At 66.9% G+C, this 26,971-nt stretch carries 24 protein-coding genes; 18 read left to right on the top strand and 6 right to left on the bottom strand.

The window, feature by feature from the left end; all coding sequences use genetic code 11:
• Nucleotides 1–3: 3 nt before the first annotated feature.
• From BBH56_RS08130 to BBH56_RS08100, 7 genes are read left to right on the top strand one after another with little or no spacing between them, the layout of a single operon-like run.
• Nucleotides 4–957 carry a glutathione S-transferase family protein gene (locus tag BBH56_RS08130; protein WP_148122510.1) on the top strand — a complete coding sequence of 318 codons (954 nt, stop codon included), beginning with the start codon at nt 4–6 and terminating at the stop codon, nt 955–957.
• Nucleotides 947–1,549, top strand: a complete 603-nt coding sequence (ribA, locus tag BBH56_RS08125; protein WP_148122509.1) for a GTP cyclohydrolase II — start codon at nt 947–949, stop codon at nt 1,547–1,549. The genes BBH56_RS08130 and ribA overlap by 11 nt, the downstream gene beginning before the upstream one ends.
• A complete protein-coding gene (locus tag BBH56_RS08120; RefSeq protein WP_148122508.1) occupies nt 1,546–2,625 on the top strand; it encodes an efflux RND transporter periplasmic adaptor subunit in 1,080 nt (359 codons plus the stop codon). Before ribA ends, BBH56_RS08120 begins: the two co-directional genes overlap by 4 nt.
• Nucleotides 2,626–2,629: 4 nt before the next feature.
• Nucleotides 2,630–5,764, top strand: a complete 3,135-nt coding sequence (locus BBH56_RS08115) for an efflux RND transporter permease subunit (RefSeq protein ID WP_148122507.1) — start codon at nt 2,630–2,632, stop codon at nt 5,762–5,764.
• Entirely contained in the window at nt 5,761–6,363 is a 603-nt protein-coding gene (locus BBH56_RS08110; RefSeq protein WP_148122506.1) for a glutathione S-transferase family protein, read from the top strand. Before BBH56_RS08115 ends, BBH56_RS08110 begins: the two co-directional genes overlap by 4 nt.
• A 10-nt stretch (nt 6,364–6,373) precedes the next feature.
• Nucleotides 6,374–7,066 (top strand): AzlC family ABC transporter permease, encoded by a 693-nt coding sequence (locus tag BBH56_RS08105; RefSeq protein ID WP_110883405.1) that lies wholly within the window; start codon nt 6,374–6,376, stop codon nt 7,064–7,066.
• A complete protein-coding gene (locus tag BBH56_RS08100; protein ID WP_144346792.1) occupies nt 7,059–7,379 on the top strand; it encodes an AzlD domain-containing protein in 321 nt (106 codons plus the stop codon). Before BBH56_RS08105 ends, BBH56_RS08100 begins: the two co-directional genes overlap by 8 nt.
• Here BBH56_RS08100 and BBH56_RS09615 read toward each other — a convergent pair.
• Nucleotides 7,376–7,543 carry a hypothetical protein gene (locus BBH56_RS09615; protein WP_157809134.1) on the bottom strand — a complete coding sequence of 56 codons (168 nt, stop codon included), beginning with the start codon at nt 7,541–7,543 and terminating at the stop codon, nt 7,376–7,378. The two genes, BBH56_RS08100 and BBH56_RS09615, sit on opposite strands and share 4 nt — an antisense overlap.
• A 110-nt stretch (nt 7,544–7,653) precedes the next feature.
• On the opposite strand from BBH56_RS09615, the gene BBH56_RS08095 reads away from it, so the two are divergent.
• Nucleotides 7,654–8,613, top strand: coding sequence for a LysR family transcriptional regulator (locus BBH56_RS08095; RefSeq protein ID WP_110883403.1), 960 nt, complete (start codon nt 7,654–7,656; stop codon nt 8,611–8,613).
• On the opposite strand, the gene BBH56_RS08090 is transcribed toward BBH56_RS08095, so the two are convergent.
• From BBH56_RS08090 to glpK, 3 genes are read right to left on the bottom strand one after another with little or no spacing between them, the layout of a single operon-like run.
• A complete protein-coding gene (locus BBH56_RS08090) occupies nt 8,614–9,126 on the bottom strand; it encodes a TspO/MBR family protein (protein ID WP_318262527.1) in 513 nt (170 codons plus the stop codon). It lies immediately after the preceding gene.
• Entirely contained in the window at nt 9,126–9,602 is a 477-nt protein-coding gene (locus BBH56_RS08085) for a VOC family protein (RefSeq protein WP_450097528.1), read from the bottom strand. The genes BBH56_RS08090 and BBH56_RS08085 overlap by 1 nt, the downstream gene beginning before the upstream one ends.
• 10 nt (nt 9,603–9,612) lie before the next feature.
• Nucleotides 9,613–11,106: a glycerol kinase GlpK gene (gene glpK / locus BBH56_RS08080; RefSeq protein ID WP_148122504.1), complete on the bottom strand. Its 1,494-nt coding sequence runs from the start codon at nt 11,104–11,106 to the stop codon at nt 9,613–9,615.
• 105 nt (nt 11,107–11,211) lie between these two features.
• Here glpK and BBH56_RS08075 point away from each other — a divergent pair, with 105 nt between their 5' ends.
• The 10 genes from BBH56_RS08075 (at nt 11,212) to BBH56_RS08030 (ending at nt 22,539) form a co-directional block, all read left to right on the top strand.
• Nucleotides 11,212–12,063: a DeoR family transcriptional regulator gene (locus BBH56_RS08075; RefSeq protein ID WP_450097527.1), complete on the top strand. Its 852-nt coding sequence runs from the start codon at nt 11,212–11,214 to the stop codon at nt 12,061–12,063.
• A gap of 47 nt (nt 12,064–12,110) precedes the next feature.
• The gene (gene glpD, locus BBH56_RS08070) at nt 12,111–13,640 is read left to right on the top strand and encodes a glycerol-3-phosphate dehydrogenase (protein ID WP_148122502.1); all 1,530 of its coding nucleotides are present in this window, start codon (nt 12,111–12,113) and stop codon (nt 13,638–13,640) included.
• Nucleotides 13,640–14,713: an ABC transporter ATP-binding protein gene (locus BBH56_RS08065; RefSeq protein WP_144346787.1), complete on the top strand. Its 1,074-nt coding sequence runs from the start codon at nt 13,640–13,642 to the stop codon at nt 14,711–14,713. Before glpD ends, BBH56_RS08065 begins: the two co-directional genes overlap by 1 nt.
• A gap of 13 nt (nt 14,714–14,726) precedes the next feature.
• Entirely contained in the window at nt 14,727–15,797 is a 1,071-nt protein-coding gene (locus tag BBH56_RS08060) for an ABC transporter ATP-binding protein (protein WP_110883397.1), read from the top strand.
• An 11-nt stretch (nt 15,798–15,808) separates the two neighbouring features.
• Nucleotides 15,809–16,675 carry a carbohydrate ABC transporter permease gene (locus BBH56_RS08055; RefSeq protein ID WP_198515210.1) on the top strand — a complete coding sequence of 289 codons (867 nt, stop codon included), beginning with the start codon at nt 15,809–15,811 and terminating at the stop codon, nt 16,673–16,675.
• Nucleotides 16,676–16,678: 3 nt separating this feature from the next.
• On the top strand, nt 16,679–17,482 hold the full coding sequence (locus tag BBH56_RS08050) for a carbohydrate ABC transporter permease (protein WP_148122501.1): 804 nt from the start codon (nt 16,679–16,681) through the stop codon (nt 17,480–17,482).
• Nucleotides 17,483–17,497: 15 nt separating this feature from the next.
• Entirely contained in the window at nt 17,498–17,794 is a 297-nt protein-coding gene (locus tag BBH56_RS08045; protein WP_110883394.1) for a DUF2160 domain-containing protein, read from the top strand.
• Between the two features lie 78 nt (nt 17,795–17,872).
• The gene (locus BBH56_RS08040; RefSeq protein WP_148122500.1) at nt 17,873–19,618 is read left to right on the top strand and encodes an ABC transporter substrate-binding protein; all 1,746 of its coding nucleotides are present in this window, start codon (nt 17,873–17,875) and stop codon (nt 19,616–19,618) included.
• Between the two features lie 144 nt (nt 19,619–19,762).
• Nucleotides 19,763–22,243 carry a heavy metal translocating P-type ATPase gene (locus tag BBH56_RS08035; RefSeq protein ID WP_148122778.1) on the top strand — a complete coding sequence of 827 codons (2,481 nt, stop codon included), beginning with the start codon at nt 19,763–19,765 and terminating at the stop codon, nt 22,241–22,243.
• A complete protein-coding gene (locus BBH56_RS08030) occupies nt 22,240–22,539 on the top strand; it encodes a metal-sensitive transcriptional regulator (protein WP_110883392.1) in 300 nt (99 codons plus the stop codon). The genes BBH56_RS08035 and BBH56_RS08030 overlap by 4 nt, the downstream gene beginning before the upstream one ends.
• Here BBH56_RS08030 and BBH56_RS08025 read toward each other — a convergent pair.
• Together BBH56_RS08025 and betA are read right to left on the bottom strand one after the other, a co-directional pair.
• Nucleotides 22,534–25,239, bottom strand: coding sequence for a bifunctional acetate--CoA ligase family protein/GNAT family N-acetyltransferase (locus BBH56_RS08025; RefSeq protein WP_148122499.1), 2,706 nt, complete (start codon nt 25,237–25,239; stop codon nt 22,534–22,536). The two genes, BBH56_RS08030 and BBH56_RS08025, sit on opposite strands and share 6 nt — an antisense overlap.
• A gap of 63 nt (nt 25,240–25,302) precedes the next feature.
• Nucleotides 25,303–26,964, bottom strand: coding sequence for a choline dehydrogenase (betA, locus tag BBH56_RS08020; RefSeq protein ID WP_148122498.1), 1,662 nt, complete (start codon nt 26,962–26,964; stop codon nt 25,303–25,305).
• Nucleotides 26,965–26,971 lie beyond the last annotated feature (7 nt).

The following is a 26,971-nucleotide window of genomic DNA, read 5'->3' as shown; positions in this document are numbered from 1 at the left end:
GCAATGGGATTGCTCGTAGACGGCGTCTGGCACGACCAGTGGTATGACACCGAATCCACCGGCGGGCGCTTCGAGCGGCCCGAGACGGTGTTCCGCAACCCGATCGATCCGCAGGGCGATCACCCGCCGGAATCGGGCCGCTATCACCTGTATGTGTCGCTGGCCTGCCCGTGGGCGCACCGGGCGCTGATCGTCCGCCGGTTGAAGGGCCTCGAGCCGCATATCGGGGTCTCGGTGGTGCATCCCTACATGGGCAGCGGCGGCTGGCATTTCGATGACAGCTACCCCGGGGCCACCGCCGATGCGCTGTTCGGCCTCGAGTATCTGCATCAGATCTATCAGAAGGCCGATCCGCACTACACCGGCCGGGTCACGGTGCCGGCGCTCTGGGACCGGCAGCGTGAAACGCTGGTCAACAACGAGTCGGCGGATCTGGTGCGTATTTTCAACCACGCCTTCAATGATCTGCCGGGGGTGGCCGACGATCTGGATCTCTACCCCGCCGATCGGGCCGAGACCATCGACGCCCTTAACGCGCAGGTCTATCACGCCGTCAACAATGGCGTGTACAAGGCGGGTTTCGCCACCGCCCAGACGGCCTATGAACAGGCCGTGGGCGAGCTTTTTGCCGCCCTCGACGAGCTCGAGGCCCGGCTGGGCGATCAGCGCTACCTGGCCGGCGACGCCATCACCGAGGCCGACTGGCGGCTGTTCACCACGCTGGTGCGCTTTGACCCGGTGTATGTCGGGCACTTCAAGTGCAATATCCGCCGCATCGACGACTATCCGCACCTCAGTGGCTATCTGCGCGATCTCTATCAGCAGCCGGGGATCGCCGGGACGGTGAGCATTGATCACATCAAGCGCCACTATTACACCAGCCACCCGATGATCAATCCCACCGGCATCATCCCGGCCGGTCCGGTGATCGACCTGGACGCGCCGCATGGCCGTTGAGTCCAGCGCCCGCGAGACCAGTCAGGCCCGCCTGCCGACGCGCTGGGGGACGTTCCGCATCCACGGTTTTCAGGCCGATAACGGCGGCGAGCATGTGGCGCTGGTGATGGGGGATCCTGCCGCGGCCGAGGCGCCGCTGGTGCGCGTACACTCGGAGTGCCTGACCGGCGATGCCCTGTTCAGCCAGCGCTGTGACTGTGGCCCCCAGCTTGAGGCGGCCATGCAGCGGATCGGCGAGGCCGGCGAGGGCGTGCTGGTGTACCTGCGCCAGGAGGGCCGGGGCATCGGCCTGCTCAACAAGATCCGCGCCTATGGCGTTCAGGATGAGGCCGGCGCGGATACCGTCGAGGCCAACGAGGTGCTGGGCTTTGCTGCCGATGCCCGCGATTATGGCGTGGCCGCCTCCATGCTGGGCGCGCTGGGCGTGACAGCGGTGCGGCTGATGACCAACAACCCGGCCAAGGTCGAGGGCCTTGAGGCCGCCGGCATGCGGGTGATCGAGCGACTGCCGCTGCTGGCCGGGCGCAATCCCCACAATCACGCCTATCTCGAGACCAAGGCGGCCAAGTTCGGGCATCACTTCGAGCCATGAACCTCCGGTCGTATCTCCTTGCCCTGGCGGCGGCGCTGGTCGTCGGCACCTGGATGCTGAGCGGCCGGATCGGCGAGCGTGCCGATGCGCCGTCCGCTGAGCGTGATGCCGGGGCGGCGGCGCCGGTCATGGACGTGGCGGTCACCGAGCTTGAGGCCGAGCGCGTCGAGCGCTTTCTCGAGAGCCAGGGTGATACCGTGGCTGACCGCGATGTCCAGTTGCGTGCTGAAACCGGTGGCCAGGTGGCGGCGGTGCAGGTCGAAGCCGGTGACACCGTCGCCCCGGGGGATCCCATCGTCGAGCTGGCGATGGGTGATCGCGAAGCCCGCCGTACCGAGGCACAGGCCCGGGTTGACCAGGCCGAGGCGGATTTCGAGGCTGCCCGGCAGCTCTCGGGCGATGGCTTTCAGTCGCAGATCGCCGTCACCGAGGCGCGCGCGGCGCTGGAATCGGCCCGCGCCCGGCGCGCCGCCATCGAAGAGGAAATCGACAACACCCGCATCACGGCACCCATCGCCGGTCAGGTGGAATCGCGTGGTGTGGACACCGGCGACTATCTGGCCGCCGGCGAGCAGGTGGTGCGGATCATCGATGTCGACCCGCTGGTCGCCATCGGCCATGTCGCCCAGCAGTCCATCCGCCAGGTCGAAACCGGGCGCGAGGTGCGCATCGAGCTGGCCACCGGCGACACCCTGATCGGCACGGTGCGGCGTATCGGCAACGCCGCCGAGGCGGGCTCGCGTACCTTTCGGGTCGAGGTCGAGGCGGCCAACCCCGACGGTCTGCCGGCGGGCGTCAGCGCCACGCTGCGCATCCCGCTGGGGACGGTGCGCGCGCATTTCCTGAGTCCGGCCTGGCTGGCGCTGGCGGCGTCGGGCGAGGTCGGCGTGAAGACCGTCGACGACGCCGATCAGGTGGCCTTTGCCCCGGTGGATATCGTGCGCACCGAGCGCGACGGCGTCTGGGTGACCGGGCTGCCGGATCGGGTGCGCCTGATCACCGTGGGCCAGGGCTTTGTCCGCCCCGGCGACACCGTGAACCCGGTCCCGGCCAACGCCTCCGCCAACGGCGGCTGAACCGATGCGCGCGCTGATTGATGCCGCGTTAAGCCGCAGCCGCTCGGTCACGCTGGTCCTGCTGCTGATTGTGGTCATGGGGGCCGTGGCCTACCAGACCATCCCCAAGGAGGCGGAGCCCGACGTCAACATCCCGGTGGTCTACGTCTCGATGGCCTACGAGGGGATCTCGCCCGAGGACGCCGAGCGGCTGCTGGTGCGCCCCATGGAGCGCGAGCTCGCGGGCATCGAGGGGCTCGATCAGATCAAGGGGACCGCCACCGAGGGGTTCGCCTCGGTGCTGCTGGAATTCGATGCCGGCTTTGACGCCGACCGGGCCCTGGACGACGTGCGTGAGGGGGTGGATATCGCCCGCTCCGAGCTGCCCCAGGGTGCGGAGGAACCGCGTGTCGACGAGGTCAACGTGGCACTGTTTCCGGTGCTGACCGTCGCGCTGTCCGGCGCGGTCCCCGAGCGCGCGCTGATCGATACAGCCGAGGCCCTGCAGGACCGCATCGAATCGCTGCCCGGGGTGCTCGAGGCCGACATTGGTGGCAATCGCGAAGAGCTGCTCGAGGTATCGGTGGACGACCGGGTCATGCAGACCTATGACGTCTCCTACGCCGATCTGTTCGCCCGGGTGGAGCGCAACAACCGGCTGATCGCCGCGGGCGCACTGGACACCGGCGCCGGGCGGTTATCCGTGAAGGTCCCCGGGGTCATCCAGGACATGGACGACGTCCTCGGTCTGCCGGTCAAGGTGACCGATGATCGGGTGGTCACCTTCGGTGATGTGGCGAGCGTGCGGCGCACCTTCAAGGACGTCGACGAGTTCGCCCGGGTCAACGGTGAGCCGGCGGTCACGCTGGAGGTCTCCAAGCGGGTCGGCGCCAACATCATCGACGTCAACAACCGCATCCGCGGAATCGTCGCGGCCGAGCGCGACAACTGGCCGGCGGCCATGCAGGTGACCTATCTGCAGGATCGCTCCGAGGATATCCGCACCATGCTGCGGGATCTGCAGAACAACGTGCTGACCGCGGTGGTGCTGGTGATGATCGTGGTGGTGGCGGTCATGGGCTGGCGGCCGGCGCTGCTGGTGGGCCTGGCCATCCCGGGCTCGTTTCTGGCCGGCATTCTCGTGATCAATGCCATGGGCTACACGCTGAACATCGTCGTGCTGTTCAGCCTGATCCTGGTGGTGGGCATGCTGGTGGATGCGGCCATCGTGGTGGTGGAGCTTGCCGAGCGCCGCCTGGCCGAGGGGGCGTCGCCGCGTGAGGCCTATCGCTACGGCGCCTGGCGCATGAGCTGGCCGATCATCGCCGCAACGGTGACGACGCTGTCGGTGTTCGTGCCGCTGCTGTTCTGGGGTGGGCTGGTCGGTCAGTTCATGAAGTACTTGCCCATTACGGTGATCGTGACGCTGACCGCCTCGCTGGCGATGGCGCTGGTGTTCATCCCGGTGCTGGGTGGCTGGCTGGGCCGGCGCGAGGCGCATCCCGGCGGGCATCATCGCCGCATTGAGATCGCCGAGACGGGGGATCTTGACACCCTGGGCGGGGTGGCCGGCGGCTATCATCGGCTGCTGCGCGGGGCACTGCGCATGCCGGGCACGGTGCTGCTGGTGATTCTGGCGGTGGTGGTCTCGACGTGGATCGCCTATGGCCGCTTCGGCGTCGGCGTGGAGTTCTTCCCCGCCACCGAGCCCGACTATGCCCGCGTGCAGGTCCAGGCCCGGGGGGATCTGTCGATCCATGAAAAGGACGCGCTGGTGCAGACGGTGGAGGCGCGTCTGGCCGGGTTCGACGAGGTCGACTTCGCCTATGCCCGCACCTTCGCCGATCCCACCCGCACCGGCGGGCAGTCGCTGGCCCGCGATGCCATCGGCGTGGTGCAACTGGAATTCATCGACTGGACCCGGCGCCGACCGGCGACGGCGATCATTGAGGACATCCGCGCCGCGCTTGCCGATATCCCCGGCATCCGCATCCAGATCGCCGAGCAGACCCAGGGACCGGGTCAGGCGAAACCGGTGGAGCTGCAGGTCTCGGGCGATAAGGATCGGCTCGCGGCCGGGGTCGAGGCGCTGCGCGAGCGCATGCACCGGTTGGGGGGCTTTGCCGATGTCGAAGACAACCGCCCGCTGCCGGGCATCGAGTGGGCCCTGCGCGTGGACCGCGAACGGGCGGCCCGATACGACGCCGATGTCCAGCGCGTGGGCAATGCCGTGCAGTTGGTGACCAACGGGATACTGATCGCCGACTATCGCCCGGACGACGCCGATGACGAGGTGGACATCCGCGTGCGCTACCCGCTTGAGGATCGCAGCCTCGGCAGTCTGGGCGAGCTGCGGGTGCCGACGCGCCACGGCCAGGTCCCGGTGAGCCATTTCGTCGACTTTGAGCCCACCCCCCGGACCGGCACGCTGGAGCGGATCGACCGCCAGCGCGTGCTGACCGTCAATGCCGATGTCGAGGCGGGCCGGCTGGTGGATGACCGGGTCGCGGCGCTGCGCGCATCGATTGCCGAGGATCCGCTGCCGGCCGGCGTCAGCGTGGCGTTCAAGGGCGAGGACGAGGACCAGCGCGAGGCGCAGTCGTTCCTGTCGACGGCCTTTGTGGTGGCGATCGCGCTGATGTGCATCATCCTGCTCACGCAGTTCAATAGTCTCTATCAGACGCTGTTGGTGCTCTCGGCCATCGTGCTGTCCAGCGCCGGGGTGCTGCTGGGGCTGATGGTCACCCAGCGGCCGTTCGGCATTGTCATGGGCGGGGTGGGCGCAATCGCCCTGGCCGGCATTGTGGTGAACAACAACATCGTGCTCATCGACACCTACAATGGCCTGCGGGCCGACGGCCTGCCGGTGCGCGAGGCCATTCAGCGGACCGCCGTGCAGCGTCTGCGCCCGGTGCTGCTCACCTCGGTGACCACGGTGCTGGCGCTGATGCCCATGGTGCTCAAGCTCAACGTCGATCTGCTGGGCCGCCGCATCGAGTTCAACGCGCCGTCCACCCAGTGGTGGGCGGAGCTCTCGGCCACCATTGCCGGTGGCCTCACGTTTGCCACGGTGCTTACTCTGGTGCTGACGCCGTGTCTGCTGATGCTCGGGCATAATGTGCATCAGGCCGTATCCAACCGGGGGGTAGGCAGCCGATGAAACTGTTCACATCACCGACGTCGCCGTACGCCCGCCTGGTGCGGGTGACCCTGCTGGAAAAGCAGCTCCAGGACCGTGTGGACTATCGCTTCGTCGATCCCTGGGCGTCGCCGGCGGAACTGGTCGCGGTCAACACCCACTCGCGCGTCCCCACGCTGGTCATGCCCAGTGGTCAGGTGCTGTGCGAGGCGGCGGTGATCGCGCTGTTCCTCGAGCGCCGCTATCCCGAGCCGCGCCTGATGCCGCGCGATGCCGTGGAGTCGGTGCATGCGCGGCTGGGTCAGGCGATTGGCTGCATCGACAATAGGGCCGGGGTGATCACGGAGCGCCGCCATGGCGATCCCCACACTCCGCTGGCGCGGCGGCGCTTTGACGCCCTGGAGCGCGCCGCCAACGCATTGGCGGTGGGCATCGAGGAGCAGGCGCCGGCGGAGGATCCCGATCTTGGCGATCTGGCGACGGCGGTGGCCCTGGCCTGGGTGGATTTTCGCTTTGGCGGCGAGATCCCCTGGCGGGCGGCACAGCCGGCGGCCGGTGAGTGGCTGGCGCGCATGCTGGAGCGGCCCTCGTTCACGGCAACGCCGCCGCCGGCGGCCTGAAGGCGCCGGGATGGCATCCGCCCGTCAGCAGGCGTTCAGTGATGGCCTGAAGGCCGTCGCGCCCATGGTCGCCGCGATCGTTCCGTTCGGGGTGACCGCGGGGGTGGCGGGTCTGGACGCCGGGCTGGGCGCGGCGCTCACCCTGGGGATGTCGCTGATCGTGTTCGCCGGCGCCTCGCAGCTCGCGAGCATTCAGTTGATCGACGCCGGTGCCGCGGCGCCGCTGGTGGTGCTGACCGCGCTCATCATCAATCTGCGCATGCTGATGTACAGCGCCCATCTGGCGCCGCACTTCCGGCATGTGGGGGCGGGCAGTCGATCGCTGATGGCCTATATCCTCACCGATCAGGCCTATGCGCTGACCATCTCCCGGGTCATGACCCGCGGCGGCGAGCGCTTCAATCACTGGTTCTATTTTGGGGTGGCGCTGCCGCTGTGGGGGGTCTGGCAGCTTGCCACGGCCTTTGGCTACTGGGCGGGCACGGCGATGCCGCCGGCCTGGGAGCTGGGCTTTATCGTGCCGCTGATCTTTCTGGCGCTGCTGGTGATGTCCATCAGCAGCCGCCCCGGCGTCATCGCCGCGCTGGTGGCCGGCTCCCTGTCGGTGCTGGGGCGTGATCTGCCCGCGGGGCTGGGGCTGACGCTGGCGTCGCTCGCCGGGATCGTCGCCGGCGTCGTGGCCGAGGGGTGGCGTCGTGGTTGATCCGCTGTGGTGGATGGTGGCGGCGATCGGCGTCGGCACGTTCATCTGGCGCGGCGCCTTTCTGGTGTTCGGTCACGGGCTGCAGATGCCCGATCTGGTGCGTCGCGGCCTCAGCTATGTGCCGCCGGCGGTGTTCGCCGCGCTGGTCCTGCCGGGGCTGGTGCAGTGGCAGGGCGACGGCAGTGTCGACGCACCACGGCTGCTGGCCGGGTTGGTGGCCGGGGGAGTGGCCTGGAAAACCCGGGCCACCCTGCCGACCCTGATCCTGGGCATGATCGCGCTGTGGAGCCTGCGCGCGCTGCTCCCCGCCTAGCGGGCCCGGGGCAGTCCGTAGCGGCGGGCCTGGCGCTCGGCGAGCTGCTCGCGCAGGCCTGCAACCATCGACTGGCAGGCGCCGCTGCGATAGGCGCTGTGAATGATCTCGGCCTGGCGAAGGGCCGCTGCGGGGTCGATCTCTCGATTGCTGCGAATGGGCATGGTTGATCTCCTGGGCTATGGTGACGTTGTATTGGATTGTATGCTGTTCCCCGCAAGAGGTAATAATCCGAAACAGCATTTCATTAGTGATGGACAGGAACAGGTAAGCGATGGATCGGGCGGCGGAAATGCACATGTTCGTGCGGGCGGTGGATCGGGGCAGCTTTTCGTCGGCGGCCCGCGATCTCGACCTCACGCCGTCGGCGGTCAGCAAGCAGATCCGGCGTCTCGAGGACCGGCTGGGCGTGCGGCTTTTCAACCGCACCACCCGGCGGGTCAGCCTGACCGAGGTGGGGCATGCCTATTACGAGCGCTGCGCGCGGATCATCCAGGAGATCGAGGAGGCCGAAGAGGCGGTCACGGCGCTGAACGAGAACCCTCGGGGGACGTTGAGGGTGGCGGCCACGGTGGCCTTCGGCCGGGTCGAGGTGCTGCCCCGCATCCAGGACTTTCTCGAGCGCTATCCCGAGCTCAATATCGAGTTCGAGCTGACCGACCGCCAGGTAGACCTGATCGAGGAAGGCATCGATGTGGCCATCCAGTGGCGTGAGCAGATGGATGACCCGTCACTGATCGCCCGCCGGCTGTGCGTCAATCGCCGGATCATCTGCGCATCGCCGCACTACATCGAGCAGCACGGGGCGCCGGCGACGCCGGAGGAGTTGCTCTCACACAACTGCCTGACGCTCTACGAGGTCTCGCAGTTCAACGACTGGGCCTTTGAGGATCCGGTGCAGGGGTACCGGACCCTGCATGTCGGCGGGAACTTCCGCGCCAACACCGCCGACGCCCTGTACGAGGCGGCGCTGGCCGGGGTGGGTCTGGCGCGGCTGTCCACCTGGCTGGTGATGCCCGCCATCCGGCGCGGCGACCTGGTGCCGGTGCTGCCGCAGTATCCCCACGAGCGCTCGGCGTATTTTCTGCTCTATCCCCACCGCCGGCATCTGTCGCGCAAGGTCCGGGCGTTCGTCGACTTCCTCGTCGAGGTATTCACGCCGGTCCCGCCGTGGGAGCGCGAGGGCATTGAGTTTACCGAGGCGGAATGGCGCGAGCGCATCGAGCGCGGCTGATCAGGCTGGCGGCGCGGGCCCGTTCAGCAGGATGACGCCGATGTTGAGATACCCGGCGTAGGTGACCCACACCAGATAGGGCGCCAGCAGCCACGCCGCCGGCGGGTGCACCCGGCGAAAGCGCAGCATGGTCAGCGCGATGAGCGCCCAGAGCACCACCAGGTCCACGAGTGCCAGATCCGGGCGATGCCACTGAAAGAACAGGATGCTCCACAGGCCGTTGGCGCCCAGTTGGGCGATGAACGGGATGAGCACGGCAAGGCCCGCCAGCAGCCCGATCCGTCGCCAGACCTGCCAGGCCGCGGCGATCATCAGCCCATAGAGCAGCGTCCAGGCGATCGGAAAGAGCAGGTCCGGCGGGGTCATCGGCGGCTTGGCGAGCGCCGCGTACCAGGCCCCGGGCGGGCTGAGGATGCCGCCCATCGCGGTCACCACCACCAGCAGTGTCCAGCCGGCCAGGCCCCACCGGTCGCGGCGCCGGTCATCCATGGGCCGTGCGCCGGCCGCCGGCATTACCAGCTCCCCGTGTTGGCCATGGAGGCCCAGGGTTCCTGCGTGGGCAGCGCGTCGCCACTCTGCAGCAGCTCCACCGAGATGCCGTCGGGGGATTTGACGAACGCCATGTGCCCGTCGCGCGGCGGCCGGTTGATGGTCACGCCATTGTCCATGAGGTGTTGGCAGGTGGCGTAGATGTCGTCGACGCGATAGGCCAGATGACCGAAATTGCGGCCGCCGGTGTAGGTCTCCGGGTCCCAGTTGTAGGTCAGCTCGAGCATCGGCGCCCGATCGCTGGAGCGGGCCCGGTCACGGTCGGCCGGCGCGGCCAGGAAGATCAGGGTGAAACGCCCCTTTTCGCTGTCCTGACGGCTGATCTCCTCGAGGCCGAGCAGGTCGCAGTAAAACCGCAGCGACGCATCGACGTCACTGATTCGGACCATTGTGTGCAGATACTGCATCCATCCTCCGGCAACGGTATTGAATACCGCCATAGTAGCGTTTTCAGCGCCCGGTCGTCAGGGTCCGACGGACCGCGTCGTGCCAGCCCTCAACGATGTGTTCCCGGGCCTGGTGGGAAATGGCCGGCTTGAACCGATCATCCAGCGACCACTGCGACTCGAGGCTCTCCAGCGACTGGTACAGGCCGTGCTGCAGCCCGGCCAGATAGGCGGCACCCAGCGCGGTGGTCTCGATCACCTTCGGGCGCTCGACATCCAGCCCGGTCAGGTCCGCGAGCCGCTGCAGCAGCCAGTTGTTAGCCACCATGCCACCATCGACGCGCAGGGTGGCCTGCTTGGTCTGCGAGTCATCCGCCATGGCCTCGAGCAGGTCGCCGGTCTGCAGGCAGACTGAGTCCAGTGCCGCGTGGACGAACTCGGCGACACCGGTATTGCGGGTCAGGCCAAAGATCGCGCCCCGGGCGTTGGGATCCCACCACGGCGCGCCCAGACCGGTGAAGGCCGGCACCATGTACAGGCCCTCGGCCTCGGCATCATTGGCCAGGCCCTCGCTCTGCGAGGCGTGAGCGATGATGCCCAGCTCGTCGCGCAACCACTGGATGGCGGCCCCGGCGATGAAGATCGCGCCTTCGAGGGCATAGGTGGGTTGGCCGTTGATGCGATAGGCCGTGGTAGTCAGCATGCGGTTCTGCGACGGCACGGCGGTATCGCCGGTGTTCATCAGTGCAAAGCAGCCGGTGCCGTAGGTGCTCTTGATCATCCCCGGCCGGAAGCAGCACTGGCCGACCACCGCGGCGTGCTGGTCACCGGCGATGCCCTCGACGGGCAGGGCGCTGCCGAACAGCTCGGGGTCGGTGGTGCCGAAGTCATCGGCGCTGTCGAGCACCTCGGGGAGGATCGCGGCGGGAATGTCGAACAGGCTGAGCAGCTCGTCGTCCCAGGCCTGACGGTGGATGTTGAACAGCAGTGTGCGACTGGCGTTGGTGGCATCGGTGGCATGGCTGCGGCCGCCGGTCAGCCGCCAGAGCAGCCAGGTGTCGACGGTGCCGAAGGCCAGCTCGCCCTTCCGCGCCCGTTCCCGCGCACCGCGCACATTATCGAGGATCCAGGCGATCTTGGTGGCGGCGAAGTACGGATCGAGCAGCAGCCCGGTGCGCTCGGCGACCATCGCCTCGTGGCCGGCGGCCTTCAGTGCGGCGCAGCGCTCGGCGGTGCGGCGGTCCTGCCAGACAATGGCATTGTGCACCGGCTCGCCGGTGCGCCGGTCCCAGACGATGGTGGTCTCGCGCTGGTTGGTGATGCCGATGGTGCAGGCATGGACGCCGGCGGCCTTGGCCGCCTTGAGGGCCCGGCGGCTGGTATCGAGGGTGGTGTCGATCAGATCCTGGGGCTCGTGCTCCACCCAGCCGCTGTGCGGGTAGTGCTGGGAGAATTCCTCCTGGGCGGTCGCCACGATGTGGCCTTCGAGATCGAAAACGATGGCCCGTGAGCTGGTTGTCCCCTGATCAATGGCCAGTATGCCGTTATTATCGGCCATGCCGCTCTCCTCGATATGATTGCGCCTTTCTGATTAGGCGGTATGATCGAGTGCAGAAGAAAAATGTCAAGTTTGGTGCTCGAAACCGAACGGAGGAGGCGCGCGTTGATCGCGGCGGAGGATCTACCCATCGGGCTCAATGGCCGGCAACAGGCCATGCTCGATCTCGTCCAGGAGCAGGGGTTCGTCTCGGTGGAGGCGCTGGCGCAGCATTTTGCGGTGACGGCGCAGACCATCCGGCGCGACATCAACGCCCTGTGCGGGGCCGGCCTGCTGCGCCGCTACCACGGTGGGGCCGGGCTGCCCTCGAGCGTCGAGAATGTCCACTATCAGGCGCGTCGCATCCTGCTGCCCGAGGCCAAGGCGCGTATCGGCGCCGCCATTGCCGCGCGCATCCCGGACAAGGCGTCGGTGTTCATCACCCTGGGCACCACCACCGAGGCCGTGGCCCTGGCGCTCCGCCAGCATCACGGCCTGCGGGTCATCACCAATAACCTCAATGTGGCGAGCGCCATGGCTGACAGCCCCGACTGCGAGGTGATCGTGGCCGGCGGCGTGGTCCGCCAGCGCGACCGCGGCATCACCGGCGAGGCAACCATCGATTTCGTCAATCAGTTCAAGGTCGACTATGCGGTGCTGGGCATCTCCGGCATCGAGGCCGACGGCACGCTGCTGGATTTCGATTATCACGAGGTGCGCGTCATCCAGGCGATCCTGCGCAACGCGCGCTCGACCCTGCTGGGCGCGGATCACAGCAAGTTCGGCCGCAACGCGATGGTGCGGGTGGCGAGCCTGGGCGAGATCGATGAGCTGTACACCGATGCCGAGCCGCCGGCGTACGTGCGCCGGGTCATGAAAGAGAATGGCGGCCGTCTGGTGGTGACTGACGCATCCGCGGGCGCTGACGGCTCGCTTGACTCCGACCGGCGCAGTGGTATGTTTGAAACCGAACATTAAAAGGCGGCAGTATAGTCGTCCACATGGGAAACGGAGGAGAGGCACCTGTGGCTTCTGAAGGTCAGCAGACCGACCGCTACGACGTCGTCGTCGTCGGCGGCGGCATCAACGGGGCAGGCATAGCGCGCGACGCGGCAGGCCGCGGGCTGCGGGTACTGCTTGTCGAGCAGGGCGATCTCGCCAATTACACCTCGTCCGCCAGCACCAAGCTCGTGCACGGCGGGCTCCGCTATCTTGAGTATTACGAATTCCGGCTGGTGCAGAAGGCGCTGAAAGAGCGCGAAGTGCTGATGGGCATCGCCCCGCACATCATCTGGCCGCTGCGCTTCGTGATGCCGCACGTCAAGGAGCTGCGCCCGGCCTGGATGATCCGCATGGGCCTGTTCCTCTACGACCACCTCGGTGGCCGTAAGAAGCTGCCCGGTTCGAAAGGGCTCAATCTGCGCACCCACTACGCCGGCGAACCACTCAAGGATGGCGTCACCAAGGGCTTCATGTATTCCGACTGCTGGGTGCAGGACTCGCGCCTGGTGGTGCTCAACTGCATGGATGTCGAGCAGCGCGGCGGGACCGTGCTGCCGCGCACCCGCTGCACCGGCGCCGAACGTGGCGATGATGAGTGGAGTGTGCAGCTCACCGACACCGTGAACGGCGATGTTCGGAATGTTCGTTCACGTTCGGTTGTGAACGCCGCGGGGCCCTGGGTGGCCAAGTTCCTTGGCAACGCCATGGACATGAACGACGGCAAGGACGTGCATCTGGTCAAAGGCAGTCACATCGTCGTGCCCAAGATCTTCGAGCATGACGACTCTTACCTGTTCCAGAACACCGATGGCCGGGTCATCTTCGCCATCCCCTACGAGCAGGATTTCACCCTGATCGGCACCACCGACGTCGCCTACGAGGGCAACCCGGCCGAGGCCACCGCCAGCGACGACGAGATCCAGTATCTCTGCGATGCAGTCAACCGCTATTTCAAGGATCAGATCGCGCCCAAGGATGTGGTCTGGACCTACTCCGGCGTGCGGGCGCTGTATGACGAGTCGGACGAGGAAGACGTCTCGGCGGTCAGCCGCGACTACAGCCTTGATCTGGATGACAGACGTGCCCCGCTGCTGTCGGTCTTTGGCGGTAAGATCACCACCTACCGCACACTGGCGCGCCAGGCGGTGGATCAGGTGGCGCCGCTGCTGGGCGCGCCGATCACAGACTGGACCGGCGACGAGGCGCTGCCCGGTGGCGACATTCCGGACGGCGATTTCGAGCGCTACCTCGAGCGGCTGCGGCGCGAGCGCCCGTGGCTGCCCGAGGCGATGGCCTGGCGGCTGGTGCGCAACTACGGCACACAGGTCGAGACCATGCTGGGGGAGGCCCGGTCGCTGGATGACCTGGGCGAGCATTTCGGGTCCGACTGCTACGAGGCCGAGCTGCGCTACCTGGCCGAGCACGAATGGGCGATGACCGCCGAGGACGCCATCTGGCGGCGCAGCAAGCTGGGCCTGATGCTGGATGCCGATCAGCGCGAGCGGGTCAACGCCTGGTTTACGGGGCACGAGAAAAAGAGGGCAACTGCGTAATGAGTCTCGTCCTGGAGGGGGTTAATCGCACCGTTGGCGGTGAGGCGCATCTAAGGGATGTGAACCTCACCTTCCAGCGGGGCGAGTTCAATGTGCTGCTGGGCCTGACCGAGGCCGGCAAGACGACAATGATGCGGATCATGGCGGGGCTGGATCATCCCAATACCGGCCGGGTCCTCGAAGATGGCCACGAGGTCACCAAGGTCCCGGTGCGCAAGCGCTCGGTGGGGATGGTCTACCAGCAGTTCATCAATTACCCGTCACTGTCGGTCTACGACAACATCGCCTCGCCGCTCAAGCTGGCCGGCCTTTCCGCCGCCGAGATCGACCGGCGTGTGCGCACCGAGGCTGAGCGCCTGGGCATTGACCACCTCATCGACCGCCTGCCCTCGGAGCTCTCCGGTGGCCAGCAGCAGCGCTGCGCCATGGCCCGCGCATTGGTGCGCGACGCCAAGCTGGTGCTGCTCGACGAGCCGCTGGTCAACCTCGACTACAAGCTGCGTGAGGGCCTGCGTTCGGAGCTGCGCAATCTGTTCGCCGACCGTGACACCGTGGTGGTCTACGCGACCACGGAGCCCGAAGAGGCCCTGGTGCTGGGGGGCAAGACCACCGTGCTGCACGAAGGGCGCGTGATCCAGCATGGCGTGACCGCCGAGTGCTATCGCCATCCGGCGAGCACCACCGTCACCCAGGTGTTCGCCGACCCGCCGATGAACCTGATGCCCATCCAGGTCGACGACGGCCGGGTCAAGGTGGAGGGGCTGTTCGATCAGCCGCTGCCCGGGCAGATGAAGGACCTGGTGCCGGGGCGCTACACCATGGGCGTGCGTCCGCATCATCTGTACGCGACGCCGAATGACGACCGCATCACCATGCAGGGCGAGGTCGAAGTGGCGGAAGTGGCCGGGTCGGTCACTTATGTCCATCTCGCGGTCAACGGCCATGACTGGGTGGTCGAGGAGCGCGGCGTTCATGTGGTCCACCCCGGTGAGCGCTTCGATGTGCATGCCGACCTGAACCGGGCCTACGTATTCGACAGCGCGGACCAGCTCGTGGCCGCGCCGCAGCAGTAACGCGGGTAGATCAATGTCACGAATAGAACTCAATAATCTCGCCCACCAGTACGCGCCGGGCGGTGACTATGCCCTGCAGCCGATGCAGCATGTCTGGGAAGACGGGGGCGCCTACGCGCTGCTGGGGCCGTCGGGCTGCGGCAAGACGACGCTGCTCAACATCATCTCGGGGCTGGTCCAGCCGTCCGAGGGCAAGGTCATGTTCGGCGACCGCGATGTGACCAACCTGTCGCCGGAGCGTCGCAACATCGGCCAGGTTTTCCAGTTCCCGGTCATCTACGACACGATGACGGTGTTCGACAATCTGGCGTTTCCGTTGCGTAACCGGTCCATGGACGAGCACTACATCAACCAGCGGGTGACGCACATCGCTACCATGCTGGGCCTTGAGGACGTGCTCAAGCGCCGGGCCAACAACCTGACCGCCGATGCCAAGCAGAAGATCTCGCTGGGACGGGGGCTGGTGCGCGAAGACGTGGCGGCGGTGCTCTTTGACGAGCCGCTGACGGTGATCGACCCGCATCTGAAGTGGCAGCTGCGGCGCAAGCTCCGCGAAGTCCACGAGCAGCTCAATCTCACCCTCGTCTATGTGACCCATGACCAGACCGAGGCGCTGACGTTCGCTGACAAGGTCGTGGTGATGCTCGCCGGTCAGGTGCTCCAGGTGGGCACGCCGCAGGCGCTCTTCGAGCGGCCGGAGCACACCTTTGTCGGGTATTTCATCGGCAGCCCGGGCATGAACTTCATGGCCTGCTCGGTGGAGGGCAGCGAGGCCGTGGTCGGGGACGAGCGGATCGCCGTTGACCCGGCGATGGCCGAGGCCGCCCGTCTGGCCGGCGGCAATCTGCAGCTCGGCATCCGCCCCGAGCTGATCCGTCCGGCCGAGGGCGACGAGACCGGGCACCTGATCAAGGTCGACAAGGTCGAGGACCTGGGCGACTACATGCTCGTCACTGGGCATCTGGGTGAGCACGAGGTCCACGTCCGGCTGGATGAATCCGAAAAGATCGACAGCGACGGTCTGCGGGTGGTGTTCCCCGTCGACAACGCGCTGCTGTATGCCGACGACAAGCTCGTCGGTTAAGGGGAGGAAAAGTGGAAAAGCGCGAATACCAATGGGCGTGGCTGATGGTCCTGCCAGTGGTGCTGGTGGTGGCGTTCAGCGCCATCATGCCGCTGATGACCGTGGTCAACTACTCGCTGCAGGACATCTTCGGGCCCAATTCCCGGTTCTTTGTCGGCACCGCCTGGTTTACCGAAGTGCTGCGCGACCCGGCGCTGCATGGGGCACTCATCCGGCAGCTGCTGTTCTCGGCGGCGGTGCTGCTTATCCAGATTCCGCTGGGCGTGGGCCTTGCGCTGTGTCTGCCCAAAAAGGGACCATGGGTGTCGGTGTCGCTGGTGCTGCTGGCGCTGCCACTGCTGGTGCCGTGGAACGTGGTGGGCACGATCTGGCAGGTGTTCTCCCGCCCGGACGTGGGCTTTGCCGGCGTCATCCTCAACAGCATCGGCTTTGACTACAACTACACGGGCGACTCGCTGGACGCCTGGCTGACCGTCCTGGTCATGGACGTCTGGCACTGGACTTCGCTGGTCATCCTGCTGTGCTATGCCGGCCTGCAGGCGATTCCCGATGCGTTCTATCAGGCGGCCCGCATTGATGGCGCATCGCGCTGGGCGGTGTTCCGGTTCATCGAGCTGCCTAAGCTGAAGGGCGTGCTGCTGATCGCGATCCTGCTGCGCTTCATCTTCAGCTTCCGGATCTATGCCGAGCCGTTCGTGCTCACCGGCGGCGGTCCGGGCAACGCGACCACCTTCCTCAGTCAGAGCCTGACGACCATGGCCGTCGGCCAGTTTGATCTGGGACCGGCAGCGGCGTTCTCGCTGGTCTACTTCCTGATCATCCTGCTGTTCAGCTATGTGTTCTATCTGACCATTCTCAACATGGACCGGGAGGGCTAGGCCGTGGGTTCGAAACGACGCTATATCTTCCTGGCCGCCTGGCTGATCTTCCTGATGCTGCCGATCTACTGGCTGCTGATGATGTCGCTCAAGACCAACCAGGAAATCCTGTCGACTTTCACGCTGTGGCCGGAAAACCTGACGGTGGCTAACTATGTGAAGATCTTCACCGACCCCACCTGGTTCCCGGGGTACATCAATTCGACGCTGTATGTGGCGATGAACGTGGTGATATCGCTCACCGTGGCGCTGCCCGCCGCGTATGCGTTCAGCCGCTACAACTTCCTCGGTGACAAGCACCTGTTCTTCTGGCTGCTGACCAACATCATGGCGCCGCCGGCGGTGTTCCTGCTGCCGTTCTTCGAGCTCTACCAGAGTGTCGGGCTGTATGACACGCACATTGCGGTGGCGCTGGCCCATACCCTGTTCACGGTGCCACTGGCGGTCTGGATCCTTGAGGGGTTCATGTCCGGGGTGCCGAAGGAGATCGATGAAACCGCCTATCTGGATGGATACAGCTGGCCGCGCTTTTTCATCACCATCTTCCTGCCGCTGATCCGTTCCGGCGTGGGTGTGACGGCGTTCTTCTGCTTCATGTTCTCATGGGTCGAGCTGCTGCTGGCGCGGACCCTCACCTCCGTCGATGCGAAGCCGATCGCGGTCACCATGACGCGGACGGTCAGTGCCTCCGGGCTTGACTGGGGGCTGCTCGCGACGGCCGGTATTCTCACGCTCGTGCCTGGCGCCCTGGTGATCTGGTTCGTGCGCAAGCACATCGCCCGGGGCTTCGCCCTCGGCCGCGTGTAATCGGAGTTTGCAACGATGAACGAAGGAATCAGCTTCAATCTGTCCTGGATGGCCTGGACCCAGCCGGTGGCGATCTTTTTCATCGCCATAGCCGTGATGCTGGTGGTCTTTGGCGTCCTGCAGTTCGTGATGCCGACCTACGAGCGGCGGGGCTTCCTGCCAGTGCCGACGACCCGCGGGGATCGTCTGTTCATGAGCCTGCTGGGGGCGGCCTTCATCCATCTCATCTGGCTGGCGTTTTCGGACGCGAGCCTTTTGTTTGCCTCGGGCATTTCTGTGGTTTACGCCGCGGTGATGCTTCGATGGGGCTAGAAGTGGGCAAGCACTGGATTGGCCAGTGCCTCTGTCCTTGAGTAATGGGGTGATGACCCCTTCCTGGAGGAGAAAAGCATGACAGAGCAGAAAAACGCCATGCGTCCTTTGACTGCACTGGCCGTGGCTGCTGCCCTCGGTGTCGGCGGGCTGGGCAATGCCCAGGCGGCCACCGATGAGCAGATGGCTGTCGCCGAGCAGTATCTCGACGAGTTCCAGCCGTCGACACTGACCCGCGAAGAGCAGCTCGAGCAGCTCGAGTGGTTCATCGACGCGGCTGAGGACTTCCGTGGCATGGACGTGTCCGTGGTCTCCGAGACCATCGCCACCCATGAGTACGAGGCCAGTGTCCTGGCCGAGGCCTTTTCCGACATCACCGGCATCAACCTCACCCACAACCTGATCGGTGAGGGTGACGTGATCGAGGCGCTGCAGACCGAAATGCAGTCGGGTGAGAGCATTTACGATGGCTACATCAACGATGCTGACCTGATCGGTACCCACTACCGCTATGGTCAGGTGGTCTCGCTGACTGACTACATGGAAGGCGAGGGTGCCGATGTCACGTCGCCGTACCTGGATCTGGACGACTTCATCGGTCTGGATGCAGTGACCGCGCCGGACGGCAACATGTACCAGCTGCCGGACCAGCAGTTCGCCAACGTCTACTGGTTCCGCTATGACTGGTTCCAGCGCGAAGACCTTCAGGCGCAGTTCGAAGACATCTACGGCTATGAGCTGGGTGTGCCGGTGAACTGGTCCGCCTATGAGGACATCGCCGAGTTCTTTACCGAGAACGTGGGCCAGCTGGATGGTCGCGAGGTCTACGGCCACATGGACTACGGCAAGAAGGACCCGTCCCTCGGCTGGCGTTTCACTGACGCCTGGCTGTCGATGGCCGGTGCCGGTGACAAGGGCCTGCCCAACGGTCTGCCCGTTGACGAGTGGGGCATCCGTGTCGAGGACTGCCATCCGGTCGGTTCCGATGTGACCCGTGGTGGTGCCGTGAATGGCCCGGCCGCCGTCTATGCACTGACCAAGTACATCGACTGGCTGGGTGACTATGCACCGCCGTCCGCCTCGGGCATGACCTTCTCGGAGGCGGGCCCGGTCCCGGCCCAGGGTCAGATCGCCCAGCAGATCTTCTGGTACACGGCCTTCACCGCCTCCATGGTCGAAGAGGGCCTGCCGGTGGTGAACGAGGATGGCACGCCGAAGTGGCGCATGGCCCCCTCGCCCCACGGCCCGTACTGGGAAGAGGGCATGAAGGTCGGTTATCAGGACATCGGTTCCTGGACGTTCTTCAAGCATGCCGATCCGGAGGCCCGCAAGGCCGCCTGGCTGTATGCCCAGTTCGTGACCTCGAAGGTCGTGTCGCTGAAGAAGCTCAACGAGGGCCTCACCCCGATCCGCGAGTCGGACATCATGTCCGAGTCGATGACGGAGCGGGCACCGGAGCTCGGTGGTCTGGTTGAGTTCTATCGCAGCCCGGCGCGTGAGCTGTGGACGGATACCGGCACCAACGTGCCTGACTATCCGCGTCTGGCTCAGCTGTGGTGGTCCAACGTGGCCGCTGCCGTGACCGGTGAGGAGACCCCGCAGGGCGCCATGGATAACCTGGCGGCTGAGCAGGATCGCGTCATGGAGCGCCTCGAGCGGGCCGGTGTGCAGGAAGTCTGCGGACCGCGCCTGAACGAGGAGCGGACTGCCGAGTACTGGTTCAACCAGCCCGGCGCGCCGAAGCCTCCGCTGGAAAACGAGAAGCCGCAGGGCGAGACCGTGCCCTACGACGAGCTCGTTGCCGATTGGCGTGAGAGCATGTAATCCAGCGCATTCATTGCCTGGATGAACCAAAGGGGGCCTTCGGGCCCCCTTTTTTGTGCCCGGCCATCGTGATCGCTGCGTTTGACCGGCCCCCCGGGGGGAGGGGTACCGTAAGGCCATCACTTCGTAATGATCGAGGCCTTCATGCCCGCAGACACCTTCGACCTTGAGGTCACCGGCCTGAACTGTGGCAGCTGCGTCAATCGCGCCGAGCAGGCGATCCGTCGTGTCCCGGGTGTCGAGACAGCCAGTGTCAATCTGTCCACCGCCCGGGCCCATGTGGCCTTTGACGCCGGTCATGACCCCGCCGAGGGATTGAACCGGGTGGACAGTCAGCTTGATGACGCCGGCTATCCCGCCCGACACGAGTCCATTCAACTCGCACTGAGTGGCCTGACCTGCGGCGGTTGCGTGCGCACGGTCGAAAACGCCCTCAATGCCCTGCCGGGGGTGGTGAACGCCAGCATCAACCTCGGCATGGGCACGGCCGATGTCGAGGTGATCGCCGGCAGTCTCGACAGCGCTGATCTGATCAAGGCGGTGGAGGCGGCCGGCTATGGAGCCGAGCGGCGTGGTGACGCCGGCGACGAGGCGCCGGGCCAGGATGCGGCGGCACGCGAGCAGGCCGTGCTGCGCCGGCGTGTACTGACCGCCGCCGCCTTCGCGGTGCCGCTGGTGGCCATCGCCATGGGCCGGCACATCCCCGGGGGCGCCGCGTGGTTTGCCCAGTGGCTGCCCGAGCGCGCCTGGATTGCGGGGGAATGGCTGCTGGCGACGCCCATCGTCTTCTGGGCCGGCCGGGACTTTTTCCGCAAGGGGCTGACCGAGATGCGCCACCGGGCGCCGGCGATGAGCAGTCTGGTCATGATCGGTGCGGGCGCGGCCTATGGCTACTCGTTGCTCGCCCTGCTGGTGCCGGGAATGTTCCCGCCGGGGACCGCCGGCAGCTACTTCGAGGCCGCCGGCGTGATCATCACCCTGATCCTGGTGGGGCGCTACCTCGAGCAGATCGCCCGTGGCCGGACCTCGATGGCCATCAAGCGCCTGCTGGGCATGCAGGCACGCACCGCCCGCGTGGTGCGTGATGAGGGCCCCACCGAAGTGGACATCCATGCCGTGGCGCGTGGCGAGACAGTCATGATCCGGCCCGGCGAGCGCATTCCCGTGGACGCCCGGGTCAGCGAGGGTCAGTCACGCGTCGACGAGTCGATGATCAGTGGCGAGCCATTGCCGGTGGCCAAGTCCGAGGGTGATCGCCTGGTGGCCGGTACGGTCAATGGCCAGGGATCGCTGACCGCCACCGTCACCGAGGTGGGGGCCGATACGGTGCTGGCGCAGATCATCGGCATGGTCGAGAAAGCCCAGGCCGAAAAACCGCCGATCCAGCAGATGGCCGACCGGATCGCCGGGGTGTTCGTCCCCGTGGTGCTGGTGGTGGCGCTGTTGACCGCCGCCATCTGGCTGACCGTGGGCCCTGAGCCGGTGCTCTCCTATGCCTTCGTGGCCACGGTCAGCGTCCTGCTCATTGCCTGTCCCTGTGCCATGGGGCTCGCCACCCCCACCGCGGTCATGGTGGCCACCGGCAAGGGGGCCGAGAACGGTCTGCTGCTGCGGCGCGGGGCCGCCCTGGAATCACTGGCCCGCACCGATACCGTGGTCCTCGACAAGACCGGCACGCTGACCCTCGGCCGCCCGCAGGTAACCGATCAGATCGGCGCCACCGGCAGCGACGATGATGTGCTGACCCTCATGGCGGCAGTGGAATCCCACAGTGAGCATCCGCTGGCCGACGCGGTGGTGGCCGCCGCGCGCGAACGCGGCCTTGCCTGGCCCACCGCCACCGGGTTCGAGGCGGTGAGCGGCTATGGGGTGCACGCCCGGGTGGATGACCGCTATGTGCACATCGGCGCGGCGCACTACATGGAATGGCTGGGCGTTGACACGACGGCCGTGCAGACCGAGGTCGAGGCGCTGATGCAGGCGGCGAAGACTCCCGTCTATGCCGCCGTGGACGGTCAGCTGCTGGGGGTGGTCGCCATCGCCGATCCGCCGCGTCCCGAGAGCGCGGCGGTCATTGCCGCGCTGCGCGCCCAGGGCCTGCGGGTGGCGATGGTCACCGGTGACCAGGCGGCCACCGCCCATGCCTTGGCCGATCGGCTGGGGATCGATGAGGTCATGGCCGGCGTGCTGCCCGACGCCAAGGCCCGCGAGGTGCAGCGCCTGCAGGGCGAGGGCCGCCGGGTGACGTTCGTCGGCGATGGCATCAATGACGCCCCGGCGCTTGCCCGTGCGGATGTGGGCATCGCCATCGGCACCGGCACCGATGTGGCCATCGAGGCCGGCGACGCGGTGTTGATGCGGGCCGACCTCAACGGCCTGCTCAATGCCGTGGCGCTGGCCCGTCGCACGCATCGCACGATCAAGGGCAACTTTGTCTGGGCCTATGGCTACAACGTCCTGTTGATCCCGGTGGCGGCGGGACTGCTGTTTCCGTTCACCGGCTGGCTGTTGAACCCGATGGCCGCGGCGGCGGCCATGAGCCTGTCGAGCCTGTTCGTGCTCACCAATTCACTGCGCCTGCGCCGGTTCCGCCCGGCGTCGGCACCCACGCAGGCCGCGGCATGAACGATTCCGTCGAGCACTGTCATCTCGCCCTTGACCCGGCGGTCCGCGAGACCGCCCGCCAGCGGCTGGCCTCGATCCGCGGGCATATCGAGGGCATCGTCCGCATGCTCGAGCGCGAGGATGTCTACTGCGTGGACGTCCTGCGCCAGCTGAAGGCGGTGGACGGCGCGCTGGAGAAGGTGGGTGACACGGTCCTGCGCAGCCACCTCCACCACCACGTCACCAGCGCCCGCGAACGGGGCGATGCCGACGTGATCGTGGATGAGCTCATGGAGATCATGAAGTACCGGTCATAGCGGCAGCGAGACCCGGACGATGTCGCGGTCTTCGGCATCGGTGTGCTGCTCAAAGCCGAGCTGGCTGCAGAGCGCCAGCATGGGCTGGTTCTCGCGCAGCACATCACCCTCGATCTCGCCGATGCCGCGGTCCCGGGCGTAGTCGATGACATGCTCCATGAGCAGCCGGCCCAGCCCCTGCCGGGTCAGGTCGTGGCGCACGATGATCGAGTACTCGGCCTTTTCATCGTCCGGATCGGCATGGATGTGCACCGCGCCGTACATCTCGGCCTCGCCCGGCACCTTGTCGGCATCGGTGATGATGAGCGCCATTTCGCGGTTGTAGTCGATCTGCGTGAACCGCGCCGCGGCCATGTGGCTCATCTGCTTCATGGGGGCGAAGAAGCGCAGCCGGATCTGCTCGGGCGTCAGATGGGCGAACGCCCGGTGCAGGGCCGGCTCGTCCTCGGGGACGATGGGCCGCAGCAGGTACTCGGCGCCGTCGTCGGCCACCACGGTCTTCTCGAGCTGGCGCGGATAGGGCCGGATCGCCAGGCGCCGCGTGCCGGTGCCGTTCTCGCCGATGCGCACCCGGGCGTCCAGGGCCACCACCCCGTCCGCCGAGGCCAGCAGCGGGTTGATGTCCAGCTCCTTGACCCGCGAGATGTCGGCGGCGATCTGGGCGATGCGCGTCAGGGTGAGGGCGATGGCATCGAGATCCGCCGGCCGGCGGTCGCGATAGCCCTGTAGCTGGTCGTAGACCCGGGTGCGCTCGATCATGTCGTTGGCGAGTTTCATGTTGAGCGGCGGTAGCGCCAGCGACTGGTCCTTGATGACCTCGACCGCTGTGCCACCCTGACCGAACAGCACCACCGGGCCGAACTGCGCGTCCTCGGTAAACCCGGCGATCAGCTCCCACGCCCCGGCCCGCTTGACCATGGGCTGGACGCTGAAACCCTGCAGGTCGGCGTCCGGATAGGTCTCCGCCACGCGGCGGCGCATGGCCTCGGCGGCGCGATAGACCGCGTCGTGATCCTCAAGATCGAGGGCGACACCACCGACATCGCTTTTGTGCGTGATGTCCTTCGAGAGGATCTTGATGGCGGCCGGATACCCCAGCCGCTCGGCGGCATCCGCCGCCGCCTCCGGTGACTCGGCGACCTCCGTGGCGACCACCTCGACGCCAAACGCGGCCAGCAGCTGCTTGGCCTCGGGTTCACTGAGGATCTCGCGGTTCTCGGCGGCGGCCTGTTCCACCAGCCGGTTGGCCGTCTCGTAATCCGGCGTGAACAGCTCCGGCACCGACGGTGGCGTCTCGAGCAGCTGCTCCTGGTTGCGGCGGTAGGCCACCATGTGCATGAACGCCCGCACGGCGCCTTCCGGCGTTGTGTAGCTGGGGATGTCGGCTTCGGAGAAACGCCGGCGCGCGTTCTGCGCCGTATGCTCGCCGACCCAGCAGGTCAGCAGCTTGGGCTGTCTGTCGCGACGCCCGGGCTGCGACTGCTGGCGGCTCTGCTCGGCAATCACTGCCTCAGCGGCATCCATGCTGTCGGACACCGCCGTGGGGCAGTTGAGGACCAGAATGGCGTCGGCGGCGTCGCTATCCGCCAGCACCGCCAGGGAGTCGGCGTAGCGTTTGCCCGGGGCGTCACCGATGATGTCCACCGGGTTGCCGTGGGACCAGGTGGGTGGCAGCACCTCGTTGAGGGCCTGCACCGTGTGATCCGGCAGGGTGGCGAGCTTGCCTTCGTGGCCGATCAGCGCATCGGTGGCCAGTACGCCGATGCCCCCGCCGTTGGTCAGGATCGCCAGCCGGTCGCCGTTGGGTGTGCCGGTGGTGGCGAGGGTCTCGACGGCGGCGAACAGCTCGCCGAGGGTGTCCACCCGCAGCATGCCGGCGCGCCGGAAGGCCGCGTCATAGACCTTGTCCGAGCCGGCGAGGGCGCCGGTATGCGACGCCGCCGCCTGGGCGCTGGCCGCATGGCGCCCCGACTTGACCACGATCACCGGCTTCATGCGCGCCGCCGCCCGGGCGGCCGACATGAACTTGCGGGCGTCGGTGATCGCCTCGGCATAGAGCAGGATGGCCCGAGTGTTGGGGTCGCTGGCGAGATAGTCGATGGTATCGCCGAAGTCGACGTCGGCCATGTCGCCCAGCGAGATCATGTGCGAAAACCCGATCCCGCGACGCTCGGCCCAGTCGAGCACCGACGTGACGATCGCGCCGGACTGGGTGACGAAGGCGATGCGGCCCTCGGGGGGCGCCAGATGGGCGAAGCTGGCATTGAGGCCGAACCCGGGGACCAGAATGCCCAGGCAGTTGGGGCCGATGATGCGGGTCAGATGCGGGCGCGCGGCATCCAGCGCCTGCTGTCGCAGTTCCATGCCCTCGTCATCGTCGCCCTCGCCGAAGCCGGCGGTGATGACCACCACGCCGCGGGTGCCGCGTTCGGCCAGCTGGCGGACCACCTCGGGCACGGTCTTGGGCGGGGTGCAGACCACCGCCAGATCCGGGGTGACCGGCAGCTCATCAATGGATTTGTAGCTCAGCACCCCCTCGATGGACTGGTGCTTGGGGTTGACCGGCATGATCGGGCCGTCGAAGCCGCCGTTGAACAGGTTGCGGGCCAGTACCGCGCCGACCGATCCGGGCCGCCGGCTGGCGCCGACGATGGCGATTGAGCGCGGCTTGAAAAGGTAATCGAGGTTGCGGACTGTCATCGGCCGGAACTCCTGCTGGAACTATGTTGCATAGCAGCATTGTACCGCAGAAGACGATCCGTATCAGCGTTGCCGCGTCGACCAGTCGGCCGCCTGGTACCAGGGCTGCGGCTCGTCGAGGGTCGCCCGGCCACGCAGCCGGTCGGCGAGCTTTTCGGCGATCATGATGGTGGGCGCATTGAGGTTGCCGCTGGCGATGCGCGGCATGATCGAGGCATCGATCACCCGCAGGCCCGCGACGCCGTGCACCCGGCCGTCGCCATCGACCACCGCCTGCGGATCGCCGGCCGTTCCCATCCGGCAGGTGCCGCTGGGGTGATAGGCACTCTCGCCATTGGCCCGCACCCAGGCGTCGATCTCGGCGTCACTCTGCACCTCGGGCCCGGGGGACAGGGGGCGCTCGCGGAACCGGTCCATGGGGGACTGCTCGATGACCTCGCGGGTCAGGCGCACGGCGGCGCGCATCTCCCGCCGGTCGCGTTCGCTGGCCATGTAGTTGAATACGATTCGCGGGGCCGCCTCGGGATCCGCCCCCGACAGGGTGACGCGGCCGCGGCTCTCGGGGCGCATGGGCCCGACGTGGGCCTGAAAGCCGTGGCAGTCCGCCGACACGCTGCCGTCGTAGCTGAGCGCGATGGGCATGAAGTGATACTGCAGGTTGGGATAGGGCACGCCCGCTTCGCTGCGGATGAACCCGCCCGACTCGAAGTGGTTGGTGGCCCCCAGCCCGCCGCGGGTGGTCAGCCACTGGATGCCGATGCGCGCCTGGTTCCAGGGCTTGAGGGCGCTGAACAGGGTGATCGGCTCGCGGCAGGCGTACTGCACGTAAACCTCGAGGTGGTCCTGGAGGTTTTCGCCGACGCCGGGCAGATCCTGCTGGACGTCGATGCCGTGGTCCTGCAGTGCCGCTGCGGGACCGATGCCCGAGCGCATCAGGATCTGCGGCGAGTTGATGGCCCCGGCGCACAGCAGCACCTCGCGGTCGACCCGTGCCTCATGGGTCTCGCGCCGATAGCGGTAGCGCACGCCGATGACCCGGTCGGCATCGAACTGCAGGGTCTCGGTGAGCGCCCCGGTGCGCAGGGTCAGATTGGGCCGGCGCATGATCGGGCGCAGATAGGCGTTGGCGGTGGACCAGCGCACCCCGTTGCGCGTGGTCATGAACATGGGCCCGAAGCCCTCCTGCTGATAGCCGTTCATGTCGTCGGTCTCGGGGTAGCCGGCCGCCACACCGGCGTCGACGAAGGCCCGATAGAGCGGATTGCGCATCGCCCCGGTGGTCACATGCAGGGGGCCGCCGCTGCCGTGGTAGTCATTGGCGCCCTGATCAAAGTCCTCGGCGCGGCGGAAGTACGGCAGCACTTTCGAGTAGCGCCACTGCTCGAGGCCGAAGTCATCCGCCCAGCCCTCATAGTCGAGGGCATTGCCGCGCACATAGGCCATGCCGTTGATCGAGGAGGACCCGCCCAGCACGTGGCCGCGCGGGCAGTCCATGCGCCGGTTGTCCATGGCCGGCTCGGGCTCGGTGGCGTAGCCCCAGTTGTAGCGCCGGCTGCCCATGGGCTTGTCGAAGGCCGAGGGCATGTGAATCCAGAGGCTGTAATCCATGGGCCCGGCTTCCAGCAGCAGCACCCGGCAGTCCGGATCCTCGGTCAGCCGGTGGGCGAGCACGGCGCCGGCCGAGCCGGCGCCGATGATGACGTAGTCGAAGGTTTCCGTGTGCATACGCGAT

Source organism: Spiribacter roseus, from assembly GCF_002813635.1.
Lineage (GTDB): Bacteria > Pseudomonadota > Gammaproteobacteria > Nitrococcales > Nitrococcaceae > Spiribacter > Spiribacter roseus.
This window is presented reverse-complemented; position numbering and strand designations above follow the sequence as displayed.

Coding starts and splice junctions, on each gene's coding strand:
- betA (WP_148122498.1), bottom strand. CDS start 26,964: ATGCACACGGAAACCTTCGACTACGTCATCATCGGCGCCGGCTCGGCC.
- ribA (WP_148122509.1), top strand. CDS start 947: ATGGCCGTTGAGTCCAGCGCCCGCGAGACCAGTCAGGCCCGCCTGCCG.
- BBH56_RS08120 (WP_148122508.1), top strand. CDS start 1,546: ATGAACCTCCGGTCGTATCTCCTTGCCCTGGCGGCGGCGCTGGTCGTC.
- BBH56_RS08030 (WP_110883392.1), top strand. CDS start 22,240: ATGAACGATTCCGTCGAGCACTGTCATCTCGCCCTTGACCCGGCGGTC.
- BBH56_RS09615 (WP_157809134.1), bottom strand. CDS start 7,543: ATGCCCATTCGCAGCAATCGAGAGATCGACCCCGCAGCGGCCCTTCGC.
- BBH56_RS08115 (WP_148122507.1), top strand. CDS start 2,630: ATGCGCGCGCTGATTGATGCCGCGTTAAGCCGCAGCCGCTCGGTCACG.
- BBH56_RS08040 (WP_148122500.1), top strand. CDS start 17,873: ATGACAGAGCAGAAAAACGCCATGCGTCCTTTGACTGCACTGGCCGTG.
- BBH56_RS08045 (WP_110883394.1), top strand. CDS start 17,498: ATGAACGAAGGAATCAGCTTCAATCTGTCCTGGATGGCCTGGACCCAG.
- BBH56_RS08105 (WP_110883405.1), top strand. CDS start 6,374: ATGGCATCCGCCCGTCAGCAGGCGTTCAGTGATGGCCTGAAGGCCGTC.
- BBH56_RS08065 (WP_144346787.1), top strand. CDS start 13,640: ATGAGTCTCGTCCTGGAGGGGGTTAATCGCACCGTTGGCGGTGAGGCG.
- BBH56_RS08060 (WP_110883397.1), top strand. CDS start 14,727: ATGTCACGAATAGAACTCAATAATCTCGCCCACCAGTACGCGCCGGGC.
- BBH56_RS08090 (WP_318262527.1), bottom strand. CDS start 9,126: ATGCCGGCGGCCGGCGCACGGCCCATGGATGACCGGCGCCGCGACCGG.
- BBH56_RS08095 (WP_110883403.1), top strand. CDS start 7,654: ATGGATCGGGCGGCGGAAATGCACATGTTCGTGCGGGCGGTGGATCGG.
- glpK (WP_148122504.1), bottom strand. CDS start 11,106: ATGGCCGATAATAACGGCATACTGGCCATTGATCAGGGGACAACCAGC.
- BBH56_RS08085 (WP_450097528.1), bottom strand. CDS start 9,602: ATGGCGGTATTCAATACCGTTGCCGGAGGATGGATGCAGTATCTGCAC.
- BBH56_RS08130 (WP_148122510.1), top strand. CDS start 4: ATGGGATTGCTCGTAGACGGCGTCTGGCACGACCAGTGGTATGACACC.
- BBH56_RS08035 (WP_148122778.1), top strand. CDS start 19,763: ATGCCCGCAGACACCTTCGACCTTGAGGTCACCGGCCTGAACTGTGGC.
- BBH56_RS08110 (WP_148122506.1), top strand. CDS start 5,761: ATGAAACTGTTCACATCACCGACGTCGCCGTACGCCCGCCTGGTGCGG.
- BBH56_RS08025 (WP_148122499.1), bottom strand. CDS start 25,239: ATGACAGTCCGCAACCTCGATTACCTTTTCAAGCCGCGCTCAATCGCC.